Genomic DNA, 19,240 nt, shown 5'->3' with positions numbered 1-19,240 from the left:
CACCGGCTCACTCCACGAGCTTGCCGGCGGACGAGACCTCCCGGACGAGGGCCGCGATCTCCACGGGCGTCTCCGCCACCGGCTCGCGGACCACGTTCCCCGGCCCGGACCAGACCATGTTGACCCGCAGTGACTCGTCGAGGTTCGGGAAGTCCGAGCGGTTGTGGCAGCCGCGGGTCTCCCGGCGCTCGATCGCGGCATCCACGGTCGCACGGGCCGCGACCAGCGACGACCGCAGGTCGAACGCGTGGGCCAGGTCCTGGAAGCCGGCCAGGTCGGGATGCACGCCGACGTTCTTCGCGGTCGTCTCGATGTCGTCGAGCCTGGCGAGCCCCGCCTGCAGACCGTGCTCGTCGCGGACGACGCCGGCGTGCTCGGTCATGGTGTCGCGGACCGCACGCTGCAGTGAGCGGACGTTCTCGGGCCCGTCCGCGGCGAGCAGCTGGTCCACCTCGTCGCGGGCGTCGGCGACCGCGGCGGCGCTGCGTTGCTGGGCGCCGAGGGCGGCCGAGTAGTCCGCCGCTGTGTCGCCCACGATCCGGCCGTACACCAGGAGTTCGATCAGCGAGTTGCCGCCGAGCCGGTTGGCCCCGTGCAGTCCGCTGGAGGCCTCGCCGATGGCGTACAGGCCCTCGATTCCGGTGCCGTGATCCTCCGAACGCACCCAGACCCCGCCCATCGAGTAGTGGGCGGTCGGTGCGATCTCGATCGGCGTCGTGGTGATGTCGAGCATCTGCAGCTCGAGCAGGGTCTGGTAGACGCGGGGGAGCCGCTGCATGATCGTCTCCCGAGGCAGGTGGGAGACGTCGAGCCACACCCCGCCGTGTGGCGTGCCCCGGCCCTCCTTGATCTCGGTGTAGGCGGCGAGGGCAACCCGGTCACGGGTGGAGAGCTCCATCCGCAACGGGTCGTAGCGTTCCATGAACCGCTCGCCGAGCTGGTTGCGCAGGATCCCACCCTCGCCGCGGGCGGCCTCCGACACCAGCGTGCCGGCCGCGTTCTCGGGCTCGATCAGGCCAGAGGGATGGAACTGCACCAGCTCGGGATCGCGGATGCGCGCGCCCGCTGTGAGAGCGAGCCGGAACGAGTCGCCGGTGTTCTCATCGCGGCGCGAGGAGGTCCGGCGCCAGATCCGGGTGTGTCCGCCCGCCGCCAGGATCACGGCATCGGCGTGGATCACGTAGCGGGTGCCGTCCTCGGTGTCGAAGCCGTACGCGCCGAACACAACGCCGTCCCGGGTCAGGATCCGGGTCACATACATCGTGTCGATGATCCGCACGTCGAGCTGCCGGGCCCGGTTCACCAGGGTTCGTTGGATCTCCAGGCCGGTGTAGTCGCCGGCGAAGGCGGTGCGCCGGAAGGTGTGCGCGCCGAAGTATCGCTGCGAGATGCGCCCGTCCGCCTCGCGGGCGAAGGGCATGCCCCAGCGTTCGAGGTCGGCGATTCCGCGAGCCGCACCCTCGGCCACGATCCGGACGGTGTGCGGATCCGCCAGGAAGTAGCTCTCCTTCAGCGTGTCCGCGGCGTGCTGCTGCCAGGAGTCCTCGGGGTCCATCGTGCCGAGAGCGGCGTTGATGCCGCCCGCCGCGAGGGTGGTGTGGGCGTCGGCGGAGGGTCGCTTGCCCACCACGAGGACGTCGGTGCCGCGCTCGGCCAGTTGGATGGCGGCACGCAGGCCGGAGCCGCCGGTGCCGATCACCAGTACGGAGGTCGCGATCCGCTGCTCGGCCGGTTTCATCGTTCTCCTTCGGGTGGGGTGATGGTGTCCGGCGGCGGGTGGGACCAGTCACGCTCTGCTTGACGCCTACTCCGAAGAGCCGTCTGAAACCCGGTGCTCCCGCTCTTATCTCGCGACTCGGCCGGACACGCTTCACCGGATAGGACAGGAGAGCCCGCCGGAATGTGACGTCACGTGGGCGCGATGCGCCTCGTGTCACAGATCCGGACCCCGTCCTGTCCTCCGGAAAGGCGGGTGCGCACATCCCGCGTGCCCCTGAGGAAGGACCACCGTGACGCTCTCCACCACAGGAATCGCCACGCTCGACGACCTGCGCACGCACCTGCAGTGGGCGATCGAGCTGGAGCACTCTACCCTGCCGCCGTACTTCTGCGCGCTGTCCTCGCTCGATCCCACGCGGAACGCCGAGGCGACGCAGGTCCTGAGCAGCGTGTTCGTGGGCGGTGGCCGGGTGGACGTCGTGCAGGACCTCGCGTCGGCGCTCGATGCACTCGGCGAGATCGTCGAGCAGGGCGAGGGTACGGCCCGTACGGACGTCTGAGACGGCGACCGTGACGTGTTCCATCCGGAGTCCTGCTCGTCGCCAGAGGCGGCGTACTCCCGCAGAATGTGCCGGTTGAAGGTGGTGTTCACCAGGACAGCTGGTGGCTAGCCTCATGTTCGTGAGAGGCGCTACGGCGCCGAACGGCGCCAGTCGAGGCCGCTCAGCGGTGACCCGAGCGCGGGCGCTGGCGATGCTGGTCGCCTCCGCGGTAACCGGGTACGTGGTGGGCGAGCTGGCCGCGCCTGCGCGACGGGTCACGCGTGGGGCGGACTCGCTGGCCCAGGATGTCGAGCGATTCGGCATGGAGCAGGCCGCGCTGCGCAGGGTGGCCACGCTCGTTGCCCGGGCGGCGGCGCCGGAGGAGGTGTTCGCCGCTGTCACCGCGGAGGTCGGGCGGCTGCTGGGTACCGAGTATGCGAGCTCGCTCCGGTACGAGCCGGACGGCGCGGCGACGTGGGTCGGTGCGTGGACCAGCACCGAGGTCGCTTTCCCTGTCCCCGTCGGTACTCGGGTCGCGCTCGGGGGACGGAACGTGTTGACGCTGGTGTCCGAAACGGGGCGGCCGGTGCGGATCGACGACTACTCCACCGCCTCGGGCCCGGTCGCCGAGACCCACCACAGGTGGGGCGTCCGCGCGGCGGTCGGCGTGCCGATCAACGTAGAGGGCCGGCTGTGGGGCCTGGTGCTCGTAGCGTCCACGCGCGCGCGGCCGTTGCCGGCAGACACCGAGGCGCGACTGGCCGGGTTCACCGAGCTGGTCGCCACCGCCCTCGCCAACGCCCAGGCGCGGGTAGAGCTGCGCGGGTTCGCCGAGGAGCAGGCCGCGCTGCGCAGGGTGGCCACGCTCGTTGCCCGGGCGGCGGCGCCGGAGGAGGTGTTCGCCGCGGTCACCGCGGAGGTCGGGCGGGTGCTGCACGCTGAATTCATCACGATGACCCGGTACGACCCGGACGGCGGGGCCACGATCCTGGGCGCGTGGAGCAGCACCACCGCCTCCCCCATCAAGGTCGGTACCCGGTACAAGCTCGGCGGGCGGAACGTGACCACGCTGGTGTTCGAGACCGGGCGGCCGGCGCGGATCGACGACTACACCACCGTCTCGGGCGACGCCGCATACATCGCCCGGGCGTTCAGCTTCGGCGCGGCGGCCGCCGTGCCGATCAACGTCGCCGGCCGGCTGTGGGGCCTGATGGGCATAGCGTCCACGCGCGTGCGGCCGTTGCCCGCGGACACCGAGGCCCGGCTGGCCGGGTTCACCGAGCTGGCCGCCACCGCCGTCGCCAACGCGGAGAGCCAGGCGCAGCTGACCGCCTCGCGTGCCCGGATCGTGGCCGCCGCTGACCAGGCGCGGCGGCGCATCGAGCGCGATCTGCACGACGGCGCCCAACAACGGCTGGTCTCCCTCGCCATGGCACTACAACTGGCGCAGGCGGCGGCGCCGCCCGAGGCCGTCGAGCTGGCGGCACAGCTGGACGACCTGGCCGCCGAGGCCACCAGCACCCTGGATGAGCTGCGCGAGCTCGCCCGCGGCATCCACCCGGCAGCCCTCGCCGAAGGCGGCCTGTCCTCGGCGCTGGAGGTGCTCGCCCGCCGCTGCACCATCCCGGTCCGCCTGGACGTCCGGGCCGATCGACAGCTCCCCGAGCCGATCGAGGTCGCCGCCTACTACGTGGTGGCCGAGGCGCTGACCAATGCGGTCAAACACGCGCACGCCTCCACCATCGATGTCCAGGTCGACACCGCTGCTGCGGGCGGCGACGCCGACGCGCTGCGGGTGTGTGCGCGCGACGACGGCCGCGGCGGCGCCGATCTCTCCGGCGGATCCGGCTTGGTCGGGCTCAAGGACCGGGTGGAGGCTCTGGGCGGCCGGCTCTGGGTGCGGAGCGTTTGCGGCGCGGGCACCACGGTGCAAGCCGAGCTCCCGCTGGGCCCAGCCCGTGGGCTCTAGGGCGGGCACGCCGATGTCCTGCAAGCTCGACTCCGAGGGCGAGCGGTTCCGGTGGTCGAAGGCCTGAGGCCGGCCCCGAACACACGCACACCCCCCGCCCGGCAACGCGCCACGCAGAGGCGGGGGACGGCCTACCCGAGGGGGCGGACCACCGGGGCCGGGGACGCAGCCCAAGGCTCCAACGCACGCCGCAACCCGGCCAGCCACGTGTGCTCGACCTCGATCGCCTGGGCCAGACCACCCACCGAAACCTCAGGCTGGGTGAAGGACACGAGCCCTGGGCCAAGCACCGCCACCTGTCCGCGCCCGCACCCCATCGCCGACCAACCGAGCGGCTGTTGATGCTCCGCGAGGTACGCGTGACCCAGCAGCACATCGCACGCGACCACCAGCCCCGGTACCAGCCCGCGGTCCAGGGTCAACGCGACCACACCGGCACCACGACGCACCGCCGGGAAACCCACGGACTGATACCCCGCGAACAGGTGGCTCGACTCCGAACGCACCTCCACCGACCACGGCTCCGCCTCGACCGGAACTGCGAGCACGGCACCCACATCAACACCCCCTGTTCAGCTTGACGCCGCACACAATGCCCTGCCCCCCAACACATCGCACAACGAAGGTCAACAAACCCACGGGAAGGAGGGTCGAAAAATCTCCGCATGCGGGTGCGCTCTCGACATGGACACTTGTCGCTGATTGTCAGCCAATGCGTTCCGCGTCACGTGTCCATGTCGGGGGGCTGCTCACCCGCTGCGCACCACCGTCACGGCGACCGCCGCTGCGGCGATCAGCGCGATCACGGCGAGGATCGCGCCTACGCCTGCCCGGGCGAGCGCGATCGGAGCCAGCAGCACGAGGGCGGCGGCGCCCAGCAGGACGGACGGGCGGGCCCGCGATCGCGGCACGATCGGCGCGTGGCTCAGCCACAGCAGCGCCAGGAACGCCGCGGTCGGGGCCGCCACCGCGTAACCCGTCCCGAGCGTGCCCACGGCGTCGTGGCCCCCGGTCTGCCGGACGGCGACCTCGAGGCCCGCCCCGAGCGCCGCGAGGGCCGCGAAGATCCCGTAGTGCCCGTAGCCCCACAGGTACGAGCGCTCTCGCCGATCCGACAGCCCGTCGCCGCTCGGCTCCGTGTCGTAGAGCCACCAGAGCGCGAACAGCAGCACCAGTCCGGAGCCCGCGACCACCACCAGCGACCCATGGAGACCGGCACCGACGACGTCGGCGAACCCGGTGGACACCGCGAGGACGCTCTCGCCCAGCAGGATGATGGTGAACAGTGCGTACCGCTCGGCGATGTGGTGCGGATGCCAGCTCGTTCGCCAGTTGTTGCGTTCGGCCCACGCAGGGACAGCCAGCTCGGCCCCGGCCAGGGCGACGAACACCACCACCGGCCCCGCCGCGCCGCTGAGCACACCGAGCTCCGCCAGTAGCTGGCGGACGAGCCAGAGCACCTCGACGGCGGAGATGCCTACGGCGTACCGGATGGTGGTGCCGCGGCGATCGGGGTCCTCCCGTGCCGCCCGCAGCCACTGCACCACGAGGCCGACGCGCATCACCAGGTAGCCGAGGGTCACCGCGCGGTAGTCCCCGGCGGCGAACGCGGGCGGCACACCGGCGGCCAGGATGAGCACGCCGCCCATCTGCAGCAGGGTGAGCAGCCGGTACGGCACGTCGTCGGTGTCGTAGGACGAGGCGAACCAGGTGAAGTTCATCCAGGCCCACCAGATGGCGAAGAACACCTGCAGGAACGGCGCCACGGCCTCGGCCGCGTGTCCCTCGGCCAACCCATGGGCGAGCTGTGTGACGAGCCCCGCGACGGCCACCACGAACGTCAGATCGAAGAGCAGTTCGAGCTGCGTGGAGACCCGGTGCGGCTCGTCGGCGGCGCGCGCCGTCATCCGGATCCGGAGCGACGGCCGGCCGCGCACCGGTCCGGGCTCGGGCAGGATTCGCGGCTGCACGCCTAGTTCCAGTCCTCTTGCCAGGAATAGTCAGGGCCCGCATTGCCCGCGACCGCAACGCGCCCGGGCGTGCCGAGCACGAGCCCGACGGTCAGCAGCACGGCGGAGTCCGCGATCGCGTGGAGCGTGTGGGCCTCGGCGGGCACCGTGAGGAGGTCGCCCGCGACGGCTTCCACCGCCTGTGTCGCGCCGGTCAGCCGCACCCAGCCGGCAAGCACCTGCAGCGTCGCCTCCCGTGTGCTGTCGTGCTCCTCCAGCGTCTCGCCGGCTCGCAGCGCGATGACGGTCTGCCGCAGCACGTGGTCGTGGCCTCCGTGCACCGTGTGAGCGCTACGGCCGTGCGCCGACGCCTTGGCCCGTTCGATATGGCTCCGCGCGGTCTCCGCCAGCGATGTCGTGTCCATGTGTGCTCCTCGCGAGGTGCCGTTGTCGGGAGCGTGGACAGGACGAGGCGCCGATTCGTGACATGACGGGCATCACAGCGGGTTCGGCGGATCAGCTGTCACAGATCCGGAGGCTGTCCTGTCCTCGCTTCCGACACCGCCCCACGCAGCAGCCGACGGGCGGCACAGGCACTCGGATGGAGGGATTCGTCGTGAAGATCGTCGTAATCGGTGGGACCGGGCTCATCGGGTCGAAGCTGGTGGCCACGCTGAACGAGCACGGGCATGAGGCGGTGCCCGCTTCCCCGAACACCGGCGTGAACACGCTGACCGGCGAGGGCCTCGCGAAGGTGCTCGAAGGCGCAGCGGTCGTGGTGGACGTGTCGAACTCCCCGTCGTTCGCCGACGAGCCGGTGATGGAGTTCTTCCGCACCTCCACCACGAACCTGCTCGAGTACTCCGCGAAGGCGGGAGTCGGGCACTACGTGGCGCTGTCGGTGGTAGGCACGGATCGACTGGCGGATTCGGGCTACTTCCGGGCGAAGATCGTCCAGGAGAAGCTGATCCGCGACTCGGGCCGGGCGTACTCGATCGTGCACGCCACCCAGTTCTTCGAGTTCGTCAAGGCCATCGCGGACTTCAGCACCGTCGACGGCACGGTCCGCCTCCCGTCTGCCCTCATCCAGCCGATGGTGTCCGACGACGTCGCCGCCGCGGTCGCTCGCGTCGCGGTGGGGGAGCCGCTGAACGGGATCCGCGAAATCGGCGGCCCGGAGGAGTTCCGGCTCGACGAGCTGGTGCGCAAGGGTCTTGCGGCGAAGGGTGACCCGCGCGAGGTCGTCACCGACGAGCAGGCCCTCTACTACGGGGTGCGGCTGGGCGAGCGGACGCTGCTCCCCGGTCCGGACGCCCAGCTCGGGGAGACCACGTTCGACAAGTGGCTCGCGCAGCAGTAGTCGCGCGCACCCATCTGCACCGGGCTGCCGTTCATGACCAGCGCTTGCCCGGCGCCCGCACCGCCGCCGACAACACACGGCCGCCGGCGGCGGTGCCCGCATCCACCGCGCAGCCAAGGAGACACGGACATGGACCAGCCGAAGGTGTCGGTCATCTTCCACGGGGCGTCGGGCGCCCTGCAGAGCCTGGCGAAGGAGGTGGCCGCCGGCGCGGAGGAGGAGGGCGCTGCCGTCCGCGTCCGGCGCGTCGCCGACCACGAGGTGCCGGGGGACGGTGGGACCGAGGGCCTCGCCACGCTCGACGACGCACGCTGGGCGGACGCGGTGATCTTCGGCTCGCCGAGCCGGTACGGCAACGTGGCGTCCCAGCTGAAGGCCTATGTGGACACTCTGGAGGCCCTGGGGGGTGACAGCCTGCGCAGGATCGTCTGGTCCGGCTTCGCCTCCGGCGACGGCGTGCTGCACCGTGGGCGCGAGGCCACGCTGAGCGCCCTTTTCCAGACGCTGTCCCACCTCGGCGGCGTCCTCGTCTCCGCACCCCGCGCGAGGGACCTGCCGACGGGTGGTGACGCGGACGCGCTCGCCCGCCGGACCGGGCGAGATGTCGCGGAGGTCGCGCGTCGGCTGCTCGTCGGTGCCGCGGCCGAGAGCGGACGGGAGCGCGGTCACCGGGCGGGATGAACCCGGCCCGTCCCGGTGTGACGCGGTCCACCGCCATTGCCGGATGCCGGGCCACGGCCCGTCGTCACGGACGAAGTCGCTGTCCTGTCCTAGCTGGTGTCGATTCCGAGGCACCACACGAGAAATGGGAGTACTCATGACCATCGACCACTCGCACCACATCGAGGACCCGAACCGAACGACACCCCCGCCGCAGATCGAGCTCATCGGATCGGTGCCGACCCCGCCTGTGCCTGCCCCCTCCGAGGCGATGACGATCCTCGTCACCCTGCCGCCGGGGAGCGCCGGCAGCCCGCCCCACCGCCACACCGGTCCCGCCTTCGGCTACGTGGTCCAAGGCGAGATGATCTTCGAGCTGGAGGGTGAGCCCGAGCGTGTCGTGCGTGCGGGCGAGACGTTCTGGGAGCCGGGCGGTGACGTCATCCACTACCAGGACGGCAACAATCTCGCCGACGCCGAGACCCGGTTCGTGGTCACCATGTTCGGCGTCCCCGGCCAGCCGATGCTGATCCCGGTGAGCGCCGAGGAGCTCGAAGAACGCAAGCCCCGCCGCGCTCCTCGTCCGTGATTCCACGACAAGGCCTTCGGCTCGGGAGTCCCGGGCTCGAAGGCGATCGCCGGAGTCGCTGACCGACGGCTCGCCATTCCGGTTGCCATCGAGCCTGCACCGGCGGCCCGCGGCGAGACCGCCCGGGCCGCCGCCGGTTTCCGAACGACCATCATCGAGGAAGAAGGACATGCCCGCTCAGACCGTCACCGTGCTCCTGGTCCACGGTGCTTTCGCCGAATCCGCCAGCTGGAATCCGGTACTCGCCAGGCTGCGCGCTGAATCGGTCGACGCCGTCGCCGTGGCCAACCCGCTGCGCAGCGTCTCCGGCGACGCGGCCTACCTCCGCGACGTCATCGCCGGCATCGGAACGCCGGTCGTGCTCGTCGGCCACTCCTACGGCGGCATGGTCATCACGGAGGCGGCCGCGGACAACGATTCGGTCGTGGGTCTCGTCTATGCCGCCGCATTCGCCCCCGAGTCGGGAGAATCCGCGTTCGAGCTGTCGAGCCGATTTCCCGGCAGCACCCTCGGCGACGTCCTCGTGACCTCCCCGGTCCCGACCGGCGACGAGTTCCGCATTCGGCCGGAGAGCTTCCACCAGCAGTTCGTCGCCGATGGATCGGAGGCCGACGCCCAGCTGATGGCGCTGACCCAGCGTCCGGTCACCGAGGTCGCGCTCGCCCAGGGTCTGCCCACGAATGCCCCGGCGTGGAAGCAACTGCCGTCGTGGTTCGTCTTCGGCGACCAGGACCGCAACATCCCGGTGGAGGCGCTGCGGTTCATGGCCGAGCGCGCGCAGTCGAAAGGCACCAGGGAGGTCGCAGGCGCGTCGCACGCGATCAGCATCGGAGCGCCGGATCAGGTGACCGCAGCGATCCTCGACGCCGTCGGGGTGGCCCGCTGAGGGATCGACCCGGGGCGGATATCTACCACATCACGGAGGATGAAATGAGCGACCCGACGGGCGACGGCACATTTCTCAGCGAGCTCGAGATCGAGGTCAAGACCGAACTGGACTTGGCCGAGTCGAGTGGCCCGGAGGGGGCCGCCGAGCAGGCGAGCGCCGAGTGGCTGTACGAGTCCATCGACATCCAGCGAGAGGAAATCGGCCTCCGCAGCCTTCTCGGGGCGGTCGAGGCGATAGAAGGCGACGACCCTCGAAACGACGACCGCACGCCGGGTCTCTGACGACTCGGGCTGGTAGCGAACGACTCGTCGGACAGGGTGCATGATCGTGCGGTGACACCTCCTCGTGACACCGGCAAGGCCCGCCTGTCGGGACATTCCGCATGAGCCGTGTCGTGGTCGTCGGAGCGACCGGGCACATCGGCTCGTACCTGGTCCCCCGGCTCGTGCGTGCGGGGCACGAGGTCGCTGCGCTCAGCCGCGGGACTCGCGAGCCCTACCACCACGCGCCGGAGTGGTCGCGGGTCGAACGGGTGACCGTCGACCGGGAGGCGGAGGATGCCGCCGGGACGTTCGGGTCACGGGTCGCGGCCCTGGATCCCGACGTCGTGGTGGACCTGGTGTGTTTCACCGCCGGGTCGGCGGTCCAGCTCGTCGAGGCGTTGCGGCCCACCCGGCCACTGCTGCTGCACTGCGGCACGATCTGGGTGCACGGTCCCGTGGCGCGCGTGCCGGTCACCGAGGACGAGCCGCGGAATCCGGTGGGCGACTACGGGATCGGCAAAGCGGCGATCGAGGATGTGCTGCACCGCGAAACCCGCAGCGGTGGTGTGCCGAGTGTGGTGCTGCACCCCGGCCACATCAGCGGGCCCGGGTGGCCGGTCATCACTCCGGCCGGCAACCTCGACCCAGGCGTGTGGCGCGCTCTCGCGCTGGGTGAGCCGCTTCCGCTGCCCGATCTCGGTCTCGGCGTTCTGCATCATGTCCACGCCGACGACGTCGCGCAGGCGTTCGAGCGAGCGTTGACGCGCCCTGCGGCGATCGGTTCGAGCATCCATGTCGTCGCGGAGCAGGCGATGACCTTGCGTGGTCTCGCGCAGGGCGTGGCTGGATGGTTCGGCCGGGAGCCCGTGCTCGAACTGGTCGACTGGCCCACGTTCGTGTCGCGGGTCGGAGCGGAGCATGCCGGCACGACTCGCGAGCACGTCTCCCGCTCGATCAGTGCCAGCATCGAGCGCGCCCGCACGCTGCTGGGCTTCGCCCCTCGCTACACCGCGTTGGAGGCACTCCGCGAGGCACTGGAGTGGCTCGTCGCGAACGGTCAGGTCGACCTGGAGTCCTCGAACCTCTGACGGGCCCATTCACGCAGCGTGGCCGCCCGGATCTTCGTGCCGTTCGTTCCCGACGTGGTCGGCATGGCGTCGATGAGGTGCACCGCGTCGGGCACCTTGAACCGTGCGAGGGTCTCCGCGCACCATTCCCGCAGCGACGCAGGCTCCGGCGCTCTGCCCTCCTCGGGAACGACGAACCCGATCGCTCTGGTGGAGCCGTCGGGACCGGGGATGCCGACGACCCTGGCGGTGAACACGTCCGGGTGTTCGGCCAGCCGCCGCTCGATCTCCGCGGGGTCGACGAGGAAACCCCGCAGCCGCAGCGCGTCGCCCATCCGGCAGACGAACGCGAACACGCCCTCGTCGACGAGGGTGCCCAGGTCGCCGCTGTGGAACCAGCCGTCGGCGGTGAACGCCCTGGTCGCCGCGGAGTCGTCGCCGAGGTAGGCGTCGACCACGTTCGGGCCCCGGAACTGCAGCTCGCCCTCCTGCCCGGGCGGGAGCTCCTCGCCGGTCACCGGATCGACGACCCGTACGGCGATCCCGTCGTGCACCACCCGTCCGCCGCCGGTCCAGCGGCCGGGTGCCGGTTCGTCGTGGGGCCAGAACGCGGCCAGTGCGAACACCTCCGACGAGCCGTACACGCCGGCCGTCGCGGTGCCGAACGCGTCACGGGCCCATTCGGCGAGCTCGCGGGAGCGGCCCTGGAAGTCGGCGACACCCAACCAGCGCCAGGCGGAGAGGTCGCGCGGACGGGCTTTCCACGCTTCGGCCAGCCGCAGGACCAGATCGTCACCGCCGACGACGTGCGTCACACCGTGGTGGGCCATGTCGTCGAGCACCGTGTCGGCGTCGAAGACCGGCTGCAGCACGCACGTCGCGCCCGCGGCCAGCGCCGCCATCGCGGTGTTGTAGCCGAAGACGCCCGACAGCGGAAGCGCGCACAGCATGCGGTCGGCCTCGTCGATACCGATGGTCGCGGCATCGGCGACGGCGTGCGTCAGCACCCCGCGAGCGCGGTGCGCGGCAAGCTTGGGCATCCCGGTCGAGCCCGAGGTCGTAAAGGCGACCACGAGATCGTCGAGGCAGGAGCCGCCGATGCCGGGAGGCGCGGAGACAGGCGCGGGAGCCCAGGCGCCACCGCCGACGTCCGACGCCGACGGGTCGGCGACGGCCGGGGCACCGGGCCCCGCGACCACGGCGACCGCCGGTGGCGGGTTCGTCGACCGCGCGACCGCGTCACGCAGGCGGCCCAGCAGATCCAGATCGTGGAAGTCGTGCGCCAACGCGACCAGCCGGGGCCGCGCCCGGTCGAGCACGTGCGTGACCTCGTCGACGTTGTATCGGGTGTTGATCCCGATGACGTGGGCCCCGCGGGCAGCGACGGCGAACTGCCAGGCCAGCGCGTCGCTCCAGTTCGGCAGCCACACCGCTACGCAGTCGCCCGCGCCGATCCCGCCCGTGCGCAGCTCCTCGGCGAGCGACAGCGTGCGTTGCCACAGCTCGCCCCGGCTCACCGGGATCGTCGTCCCGTCACGACCCTTGTCGAGGGCCACGATCCGGTCCGGGTCGCGACGGGCGAGGCGGCCGAGCAGGTCGGGCAGGTCCGCGGGGACTTGGTCGGCCGTGTCGGCGCCCCGGGCGTGTGCGGGGACGACGTGCGGCGCGACGGCGGGACCGTCGACGTCCGGGGCGCTCATCGCGCACCCGCCGGCGTCGCAGCCGCAGCTCCGGTGAGCGCACGCAACCAGCGGTCGAGCAGCGCGGCGAAGCCGTCGATCTCCTCCATCGGGTAGTGCCCGACGCCGGGGAGCACGGTCATCCGGGCGCCGGGGATCTGCTCGGCGGCCCGCCGGACGTCGGCGGCGTCGACCCACAGGTCGTCTGCACCGACGACCAGGTGCGCGGGGCAGGTGATCGACGCCAGCTCGGCGCGCACGTCGTGGCCTGCCCAGGCGATCAGATCCGACAGGGAGACCGCAGGGTCCTCCCGCCGGTGCATGGTGGCGATCAGTTCGGCCCGCTGCGGCGACACCGACTCTCCGACGACGGCGAGCGTGCCGAGGTAGGTGCGGTCGCTACGGCTCGGCGCGGCGACGTCGGACAGTTCGCGGCGCAACCCGCGCACGCTCGGCCTGCCACCGGTCCAGGCATCCGCGGCCATCGCGACGACGCCGGAGAGCCGATCGGGGATCCGCCTTGCGATGTCGAGAGCGGTCTTGCCGCCGATGGAGCAGCCGACCACGAAGGGCCGTTCCAGCCCCAGCAGCTCGATCAGCTCGACGCACCATGCCGCGTAGATCCCGAGATCGGTGACCGGCCCACCGACTGCGGGCTCGGATCGACCGTGACCGGGCAGGTCCGGCACCACGGCGCGGTAGCCCAGCGCAGCCAGCTCACCGGTGACGTGCCGCCACTGCACGCCGCTCTGCCCCGCGGTGTGCAGGCACAGCACCGGGATGCCCGCTCCGCTCTGTTCGACGAACGCGAGCGATCCTCCGACCTGCAGGTATGCGGCCTCGATGCCGTTACTGCCGTTCATGCTGCTCCTCTTGTGCGAGTGCCCGCGCCGCGTCGGCGATCAGGTTCAGCACCGGGGTCAGGCGCAGGTACTCGTAGCCGTTGCCGCGCACCGCGAACTGCCCGGACATGCTGCGGCGCATGAACTCATTGGACGCTGCGGTGACCAGCTGGGTCCAGGTGAGCTCGTCGGCCTCCATGGTGAACGTCGCTCCGAGCGCCGCCCGCCGTGACACCTCGATCACTGTGCCCCGGTAGACCCGCAGGTGCACCTCGTGCTCGCCGGCCCGCAGTCCGATCGTCCCGTCCCACGACTCGAGCGCCTCGGCGAAGGCCGTGCCCGCGCGCAGCCGCTCGGCGAGCGCCTCGCCCCATCCCGTCGTGCCGAACGCACGGCCGACCGGATCCGGTCCCGCCTCCCGGGCGGCCAGCAGCACGGACGTCGTCCCCTCCTGCCGGGTCTCGCCGTCGGCTCCCGCGAGAGTCATGTGCCTGCTGACGACCCCCCGGTCTCCCGCCGACGTACGCCGGCACCGCACGATCGTCAGGTCGAGGTGGAGCTCGTCGCCCACCCGTATCGGGCGCCGGTAGGACCAGTGCGTGTCCAGCAGGCCCAGCACGGTGGTGGCAGCGCGGTCGCCGTGCAGCTCGAGGGACTGCAGCAGCCCCATCGCGACGGCCAGTCCGAAGGGGCCTTGCAGTATCGGGCCACCGGGATAGGCGGGATCGGTGTGCACGGGGTGGTCGTCGCCGCTGAGCCGGGTGAAGTCGGCGAGATCAGCAGCCGTGACGGTGCGGGGCCGGCTGGTGAACCGCTGCCCGACTGCGAAGTCCTCGAAGTACCCGCCTGTTCGGGCACGGGGCGGAGCGGCTCGGCCGCGCGTCATCGACCCTCCTGACCACGTCGTCATCGCCACATGAACGAGCGTTCTTGTCAGTTACAGAACCATCGGGAAGATCCCAGGTCAAGCCAGGCAGTTCGCCATGCAGGTGTGGTATAGCCTGATTGACGTGATCGACCGTTCGCGTGGCACCGCCCTCATCGCCGACACCGGCCGCGGCAACGAGGCGGCGATTCTCAACGCGGCGCTCGAGGCATTCGGCAACAGCGGCTTCAACGGTGCGTCCATGCGCGACGTCGCCCGCGGCGCGGGCACGAGCCTGTCGAACCTCTACAACTACTTCCCCTCCAAGTCCCGCCTTCTCGCGGAGGTGCTGCGGCACGCCAACGCCGAGCTGTACGCGCGGGTGGTGCGGGCGGTGGAGGACGCGGGCGACGCCGCGAGCCCACGGATGCGCGACGCCGTCCGCGCCTACGTCGGGTTCGTGGTGGACCACCAGGTCGCCATGCTGGTCTCGGCGAGCGAGGTCCGCTACCTGCAGGGTCCGGACCGGGAGCGGCTGGTCGCCGAGCGCGACGACACCCAGTCACTCATCGAGCAGATCGTCGCCCAGGGCGTCGAGAGCGGGGAGTTCCGCACGCCCTACCCCGCCGATGCGGCCCGCAGCATCCTCTCGCTGTGCGCGGCCATCGCCACCTGGTACCGACCGGACGGGCGCCTGTCCCGCGGCCAGCTCGCCGAGCAGCACGCGCGCTATGCGCTGGCGCTCGTCGAGGCGCCGCTTCCGCGACACGACTGATCGGCCCGAAACACCGCGCTCGGGCCGGGTTGCTCGCCGGAGTCATATGTGATTATCGTCTGAACGATCGTTCGTACTGACGTTGACGTCGTGGCGCTGCAGCGGTGCGGCCCGGAGGTGGACAGCGATGAGCCCAGACAATGCCGACCTCCCCTCCACCGGACAGATGGGCCGGCTCGCTTCGGCCGCCGTGTTCGCCACGACCCTCGAGTGGTTCGACTTCCTCATCTACGCGACGGCGGCAGCGCTCGTCCTGAGCGACCAGTTCTTCCCGTCCGTCAACCCGGTCGCCGGCACCCTCGCCGCCTTCGCGACGTTCGCCGTCGGATTCCTCGCCCGCCCGCTGGGTGGCATCGTCGCCGGGCACATCGGTGACCGGTTCGGTCGCAAGCCCCCGCTGGTCGCGGCGATGCTCGTGATGGGTCTCGCGACGTTCGGAATCGGCGTGCTGCCGCCGTACGCGAGCATCGGGGTGTGGGCGCCGATCCTGCTGGTCGTCGCCCGGCTCGTGCAGGGCCTCGGTGTCGGTGCGCAGTGGGGTGGCGCGGCGCTGCTGCTCACCGAGCACGCGCCCGTCGAGCGCCGCGGTTTCTACGGCAGCCTGATCCAGACCGGCTCGATCTTCGGTGCAGTCGCGGGCAACGCGTTCTTCCTGATCCTCACCGCGACGCTGTCCGAGGAGCAGTTCGACACCTGGGGGTGGCGGCTGCCGTTCCTGAGCGGCCTGCTGTTGGTGCTGATCGGCATCTACGTCCAGCTGAAGATCTCCGACACCCCGGTGTTCCGGGCGATGCAGCAGCACTCCGCGGAGTCGAGGCGCGAGGCAGGCCTGCGCAAAACGCCTCTCCAGGAGGCGGTGCGCAGCTACTGGCGGCAGATCCTCCAGGCCGCGGGCGCGTTCTTCGTCGTCAACGCGACGTTCTACATCCTGATCAGCGGTCTGCTCGACTACGCGACCAAGCAGGTCGGCATGTCCCGCACCGCGATTCTGGTCTGTGTCATGGTCGCCGGCGCCACCCAGGTCGTCACGATCCCGTTCTTCGGCGCGCTCACCGACCGGCGGGGCAACCGCAAGGGTGTCTACCTGACGGGCACCGTGCTCATGGCCGTGTTCGCGTTCCCGCTGTTCTGGCTGGTGGACACCGGCTCGATTCCGGTCGTCCTGATCGGGCTGATCATCGGCTTCACGATTCACGCGATGATGTACGGGCCGCAGGCAGCGCTGTACGCCGAGATGTTCCCTGCCGACGTCCGCTACTCCGGGGCGTCGCTCGGCTATCAGTTCGCGTCGGTGTTCGCGGGCGGCCTGGCCCCGTTCATCATGACCGCGCTGCTCGCCGCCACGGGCGCGTCCTGGTCCGTGGCGTTGTACATCATCGCCACGGCTGTGATCACCTTCGTCGCGGTGGCCTCGATCAAGGAACGGTTCCGCCGCAACCTCTACGAGACCTCGTACGACCTGGCCGCGTCCTCCACAGCGCCGCGGTGACTCGTGCGCCCGGTGCGCACCACCTCTAGCGGGACGTGTCTTCAGGCTTCCCGCGACGCTGCACATCTGCAACGATCACCTGCAGGGCGTGACTGACAGTAACCAATCTGCGCATACCCCCTCATCCTCCTGTTCGACGCGCTCACGGAGCCGCCCGGAAATTCGCGAGTTCGACCTCAGCAAGGGAGCTGAAGATGGCACTGAAGTTCGGGACGTTCATGGCCCCGTTCCACTGCCCGGTGGGCCAGGATCCCACCTACGCGATCGAGCGCGATCTGGCCGTCATCCGGCACATGGACATGCTCGGCTTCGACGAGGCGTGGATCGGCGAGCACCACTCGTGCGGGCACGAGCTGATTCCCGACCCGTTCATCTTCATCGCCTATGCCGCGCAGGAGACCCGGCACATCAAGCTCGGCACCGGTGTCGTGTCGCTCCCGTACCACAACCCGTTGTGGGTCGCTGATCGTGCGCTGTTCACCGACCGCTTGCTGCGTGGTCGGTTCATGCTCGGTCTGGGGCCGGGTGCGCTCGCGACGGACGCGACGATGATCGGTATCCCGCTCGAGGATCTGCGCGGTGCGTTCGAGGAGGACGTCGAGGTTCTCATGGCGATCCTGCGTGGGGAGAAGGTCACGCACAGGACGCCGCGCTACAACCTGGTCGACGCACAGACCCAGTTCGCGCCCTACAGCGACTTCGACGTCGCCGTGGCTGCGATCGCGAGCCCGACGGGTCCGCGGGTGGCAGCGAAGAACGGGCTCAGCCTGCTCTCGGTAGGTGCAACGGCCCCCGAGGGTGGCTTCGACGCGCTGGCGCTGCATTGGGACGTCATGCAGGAGCGGGCGCCGCAGTTCGGGCACACGCCTGACCGGTCGGGCTGGCGGCTGTGCGGGCCGATGCACCTCGCGGAGACGAAGGAGCAGGCGATCGAGGACGTGCGCCACGGCCTCGACGCCTGGTGCGACTACACCCAGAAGGTTCTCGCCGCGCCGCATTTCCGCGCTGCGGGCACGACCTTCGAGGAGCGGGTGGCCTGGGTCAACGAGACCGGGCTGGGCGTGATCGGTACGCCGGACGAGGCGATCGCGCAGGTCGAGCGGCTGGAGAAGCAGTCCGGTGGCTTCGGCTCGTACCTGCTGATCCACCACGAGTGGGCGCGGCACGAGGCGACGCTGAAGAGCTACGAGCTGTTCGCCAACCACGTGAAGCCGCGGTTCCAGGGCAGTGCCGGGCGTCTGCAGAAGGCGTCGGACTACGCAGTGTCGCGATGGGAGGAGCTCGACAAGCGCCATGGCGACGCCATCCAGGCCGCGACGGATCGGCACGCCAAGGAGCGCGCCGACGCCGGTCAGGCCTGACCCGGCGCCGCACACACCTCGTGGCCACCGCACACATGTTCGGACATGTGTGCGGTGGCCAAACGATGTGTGCGGCGATCTTCGATATCGGCGAGCGCGCGGTTAAGCTGCTTGTCGCGAATCCGGGGCTGACATACCGATCGACAGGGAGTCCCTGTGAAACGAGCAATGACCTTCGCGGTTGCCGCGATCGCGTTGCTTGCCGGGTGCGCAACGGCCCAGGAATCCCCGGTGAAACAGTCGTCGAACACGCTGTCTGCGCCGCGGGCAGCACCTCCGGAGGGCGAACGACCGGCGTTGAGCACGACGAAGCCCACCGAGCCGGTCAAGATTGCGATCATCGCTATCGAGAACAACCCGTTCTTCGCGCAGGTGAAGGCCGGATATGACGCGGTCAAGCCGAAGGTCGAGGCCGCAGGCGGCACAGTCGACTGGATCAACGCCGGTACCGACGTAACGGTCGACAACATCGGTGACGCGATGAGCGCCGCCGTCGTCGACGGCTACGACGCCGTTGCCGCGCTGATGCCCGGCGACGGTATCTGTACGTACATTCAGCAGGCAGATTCCAGGGGTGTGCTCGTCGCGGCCTACAACGGCAATGCGTCCTGCGCCGAGAGGTCAGGTGCTCTCTTCTTCCACGGCCAGGATCTTCGTGCCGCCGGCATGGAGGCGGGAAAGCTGATGTGCGCCGCCACCAAGAACCTGGCCGACGCGAGCAAGCCCGGCGTCGTCGGCGTCGAGACCGAGTCGTTCACGTTCCAGGCGCTCGAAGAGCGGCGGCTCGGGTTCCTCGACGGACTCAAGGAGAACTGCCCGTGGGTCACCCAGGCCGGCGGTGGGGTCGAATATCAGACGTCGACCGACCGGGTGGCGTCAGCGACACGCGACTACCTGGGCTCCACGAAAGACCTCGTCGGGATCTATGTGACCGGCGGCAACCCGCAGATCGCGGCCCAGACCGTGGCGTCTGCGGGCCGGACCTCGACGGTCAAGGTGATCGGCTTCGACTTCACCGCCGAGAACGTGGCCCAGATCAAGGCCGGCAACATGTATGCAGCCATCGGCCAGGACCCGTACGGCCAGTCCTACGACACCATCGTCTGGCTGTACAACGCGCTGGTCGACAAGCAGAAGCCGTCGCCCGACTACTTCATCCCGACGGCGGCCGTCGTCGGGACCCGGGCCAACATCAGCGTCGTCACGGCTGCGAAGTAGCAGG

The 19,240-nt window shown here is 70.4% G+C and carries 20 protein-coding genes; 12 read left to right on the top strand and 8 right to left on the bottom strand.

Annotation, left to right across the window (positions count from 1 at the left end):
* Positions 1 to 7: 7 nt before the first annotated feature.
* Positions 8 to 1,738, bottom strand: a complete 1,731-nt coding sequence (locus ACQPZQ_RS29885) for an L-aspartate oxidase (protein WP_433286242.1) — start codon at positions 1,736 to 1,738, stop codon at positions 8 to 10.
* A gap of 271 nt (positions 1,739 to 2,009) precedes the next feature.
* Between ACQPZQ_RS29885 and ACQPZQ_RS29880 the strand changes: the two genes are divergently transcribed.
* Positions 2,010 to 2,279 carry a ferritin-like domain-containing protein gene (locus ACQPZQ_RS29880; RefSeq protein WP_433286241.1) on the top strand — a complete coding sequence of 90 codons (270 nt, stop codon included), beginning with the start codon at positions 2,010 to 2,012 and terminating at the stop codon, positions 2,277 to 2,279.
* A gap of 169 nt (positions 2,280 to 2,448) precedes the next feature.
* Positions 2,449 to 4,230, top strand: coding sequence for a GAF domain-containing sensor histidine kinase (locus tag ACQPZQ_RS29875; protein WP_433286238.1), 1,782 nt, complete (start codon positions 2,449 to 2,451; stop codon positions 4,228 to 4,230).
* A 131-nt stretch (positions 4,231 to 4,361) separates the two neighbouring features.
* On the opposite strand, the gene ACQPZQ_RS29870 is transcribed toward ACQPZQ_RS29875, so the two are convergent.
* The 3 genes from ACQPZQ_RS29870 to ACQPZQ_RS29860 form a co-directional block, all read right to left on the bottom strand.
* Complete coding sequence (locus ACQPZQ_RS29870; RefSeq protein ID WP_433286236.1) at positions 4,362 to 4,778, bottom strand: hypothetical protein; 417 nt, start codon at positions 4,776 to 4,778, stop codon at positions 4,362 to 4,364.
* Between the two features lie 201 nt (positions 4,779 to 4,979).
* Positions 4,980 to 6,200 carry a low temperature requirement protein A gene (locus ACQPZQ_RS29865; protein ID WP_433286233.1) on the bottom strand — a complete coding sequence of 407 codons (1,221 nt, stop codon included), beginning with the start codon at positions 6,198 to 6,200 and terminating at the stop codon, positions 4,980 to 4,982.
* 2 nt (positions 6,201 to 6,202) lie between these two features.
* Positions 6,203 to 6,604, bottom strand: coding sequence for a hypothetical protein (locus ACQPZQ_RS29860; protein WP_433286231.1), 402 nt, complete (start codon positions 6,602 to 6,604; stop codon positions 6,203 to 6,205).
* Positions 6,605 to 6,795: 191 nt separating this feature from the next.
* Between ACQPZQ_RS29860 and ACQPZQ_RS29855 the strand changes: the two genes are divergently transcribed.
* The 6 genes from ACQPZQ_RS29855 (at position 6,796) to ACQPZQ_RS29830 (ending at position 11,028) form a co-directional block, all read left to right on the top strand.
* Positions 6,796 to 7,539: an SDR family oxidoreductase gene (locus tag ACQPZQ_RS29855; RefSeq protein ID WP_433286229.1), complete on the top strand. Its 744-nt coding sequence runs from the start codon at positions 6,796 to 6,798 to the stop codon at positions 7,537 to 7,539.
* Positions 7,540 to 7,668: 129 nt separating this feature from the next.
* Positions 7,669 to 8,220 carry a flavodoxin family protein gene (locus ACQPZQ_RS29850; protein WP_433286227.1) on the top strand — a complete coding sequence of 184 codons (552 nt, stop codon included), beginning with the start codon at positions 7,669 to 7,671 and terminating at the stop codon, positions 8,218 to 8,220.
* 136 nt (positions 8,221 to 8,356) lie between these two features.
* Positions 8,357 to 8,788, top strand: coding sequence for a cupin domain-containing protein (locus ACQPZQ_RS29845; RefSeq protein ID WP_433286225.1), 432 nt, complete (start codon positions 8,357 to 8,359; stop codon positions 8,786 to 8,788).
* Positions 8,789 to 8,957: 169 nt separating this feature from the next.
* A complete protein-coding gene (locus tag ACQPZQ_RS29840) occupies positions 8,958 to 9,674 on the top strand; it encodes an alpha/beta fold hydrolase (RefSeq protein ID WP_433286223.1) in 717 nt (238 codons plus the stop codon).
* Between the two features lie 44 nt (positions 9,675 to 9,718).
* Positions 9,719 to 9,958: a hypothetical protein gene (locus ACQPZQ_RS29835; protein WP_433286222.1), complete on the top strand. Its 240-nt coding sequence runs from the start codon at positions 9,719 to 9,721 to the stop codon at positions 9,956 to 9,958.
* Between the two features lie 101 nt (positions 9,959 to 10,059).
* Positions 10,060 to 11,028, top strand: coding sequence for an NAD-dependent epimerase/dehydratase family protein (locus tag ACQPZQ_RS29830; RefSeq protein WP_433286220.1), 969 nt, complete (start codon positions 10,060 to 10,062; stop codon positions 11,026 to 11,028).
* Here the strand turns inward: ACQPZQ_RS29830 and ACQPZQ_RS29825 are convergent.
* Genes ACQPZQ_RS29825 through ACQPZQ_RS29815 form a run of 3 tightly spaced genes read right to left on the bottom strand, consistent with a single transcriptional unit; the run spans position 10,998 to position 14,414 of the window.
* Complete coding sequence (locus ACQPZQ_RS29825) at positions 10,998 to 12,707, bottom strand: AMP-binding protein (protein WP_433286218.1); 1,710 nt, start codon at positions 12,705 to 12,707, stop codon at positions 10,998 to 11,000. The two genes, ACQPZQ_RS29830 and ACQPZQ_RS29825, sit on opposite strands and share 31 nt — an antisense overlap.
* On the bottom strand, positions 12,704 to 13,549 hold the full coding sequence (locus ACQPZQ_RS29820; RefSeq protein WP_433286216.1) for an alpha/beta fold hydrolase: 846 nt from the start codon (positions 13,547 to 13,549) through the stop codon (positions 12,704 to 12,706). Before ACQPZQ_RS29820 ends, ACQPZQ_RS29825 begins: the two co-directional genes overlap by 4 nt.
* Complete coding sequence (locus ACQPZQ_RS29815; protein WP_433286214.1) at positions 13,536 to 14,414, bottom strand: MaoC/PaaZ C-terminal domain-containing protein; 879 nt, start codon at positions 14,412 to 14,414, stop codon at positions 13,536 to 13,538. Before ACQPZQ_RS29815 ends, ACQPZQ_RS29820 begins: the two co-directional genes overlap by 14 nt.
* A 124-nt stretch (positions 14,415 to 14,538) precedes the next feature.
* On the opposite strand from ACQPZQ_RS29815, the gene ACQPZQ_RS29810 reads away from it, so the two are divergent.
* The 3 genes from ACQPZQ_RS29810 (at position 14,539) to ACQPZQ_RS29800 (ending at position 18,018) form a co-directional block, all read left to right on the top strand.
* Positions 14,539 to 15,168, top strand: a complete 630-nt coding sequence (locus ACQPZQ_RS29810) for a TetR family transcriptional regulator (protein WP_433286212.1) — start codon at positions 14,539 to 14,541, stop codon at positions 15,166 to 15,168.
* A gap of 127 nt (positions 15,169 to 15,295) precedes the next feature.
* Positions 15,296 to 16,657, top strand: coding sequence for an MFS transporter (locus ACQPZQ_RS29805; protein ID WP_433286209.1), 1,362 nt, complete (start codon positions 15,296 to 15,298; stop codon positions 16,655 to 16,657).
* Positions 16,658 to 16,851: 194 nt separating this feature from the next.
* On the top strand, positions 16,852 to 18,018 hold the full coding sequence (locus tag ACQPZQ_RS29800; protein WP_433286207.1) for an LLM class flavin-dependent oxidoreductase: 1,167 nt from the start codon (positions 16,852 to 16,854) through the stop codon (positions 18,016 to 18,018).
* On the opposite strand, the gene ACQPZQ_RS29795 is transcribed toward ACQPZQ_RS29800, so the two are convergent.
* The gene (locus ACQPZQ_RS29795; RefSeq protein ID WP_433286205.1) at positions 18,009 to 18,347 is read right to left on the bottom strand and encodes a hypothetical protein; all 339 of its coding nucleotides are present in this window, start codon (positions 18,345 to 18,347) and stop codon (positions 18,009 to 18,011) included. The genes ACQPZQ_RS29800 and ACQPZQ_RS29795 overlap by 10 nt on opposite strands.
* Here ACQPZQ_RS29795 and ACQPZQ_RS29790 point away from each other — a divergent pair.
* Positions 18,316 to 19,236 (top strand): sugar ABC transporter substrate-binding protein, encoded by a 921-nt coding sequence (locus ACQPZQ_RS29790; RefSeq protein ID WP_433286203.1) that lies wholly within the window; start codon positions 18,316 to 18,318, stop codon positions 19,234 to 19,236. The two genes, ACQPZQ_RS29795 and ACQPZQ_RS29790, sit on opposite strands and share 32 nt — an antisense overlap.
* The last annotated feature ends 4 nt before the right edge of the window (positions 19,237 to 19,240 follow it).

The organism is Pseudonocardia sp. CA-142604, assembly GCF_050948475.1.
GTDB lineage: Bacteria > Actinomycetota > Actinomycetes > Mycobacteriales > Pseudonocardiaceae > Pseudonocardia > Pseudonocardia alaniniphila.
This window is presented reverse-complemented; position numbering and strand designations above follow the sequence as displayed.